Here is a 617-nt window from a genome sequence, read left to right as displayed (position 1 = left end):
ACTTGGCTTCCCTCGCGACGAACCGAGAGCACCTGCATAGAGACCTGTCCACTGGCGGCAATTGGTAGGGGGGGCGGAGGTGGTGTGGGCGCTGGCGGGGCAGGAACTCCGTCCTGCTGACGGGAACGAGAAGGTGGAGGAGATGGAGTGGCGGGGCGAGGAGTTGGCGACGGGGCCGCCGCCAATTCAGGAGACAATCTGGGGGTGGGTGTTGGAGTGGGAGTTGCAACCGGCGTGGGTGCTGAGGTAAAGAGGGGGGTGGGAGTTGGGGACGGACGAAGGCTGGCTTCGGCTGCTGCAATTACCTCAGCCTCGTTCAGCAAGGGCACAGTGCGGGGATCCCGAACTTCGCGGGAAGGAGAAGCCCGACCGGCGCCGGTGACGGGAGAAGAAACCCCCGATAGAGCTCGCTGACCAAATAGGTAGCCCAGACAAGCACTCAACACCGTTGTGAAGAGAAACGCGCTCAGCCAGAACAGCACCCCCGAGAATGTGGAGGCGAACTCCTGAGACGGTTTGGCCGGTCTACGCAAAGGCTGTTAACTCCTGCTGCTAGTTCGCTTTCCTATGATACGAAAGTGACAGAGAAGCTAGGGGTTCTCGACCGGGGCAGAGTT

Annotated in this window: 1 pseudogene; it reads right to left on the bottom strand. The window is 61.4% G+C overall.

Features of this window, described 5'->3' with window-relative positions:
- A pseudogene (locus tag NW837_RS13395) lies at positions 1–533 on the bottom strand (hypothetical protein); the annotation flags it as partial.
- Between the last annotated feature and the right edge of the window lie 84 nt (positions 534–617).

Source organism: Synechococcus sp. R6-10 (assembly GCF_047461815.1).
Classification (GTDB): domain Bacteria; phylum Cyanobacteriota; class Cyanobacteriia; order Thermostichales; family Thermostichaceae; genus Thermostichus.
This window is presented reverse-complemented; position numbering and strand designations above follow the sequence as displayed.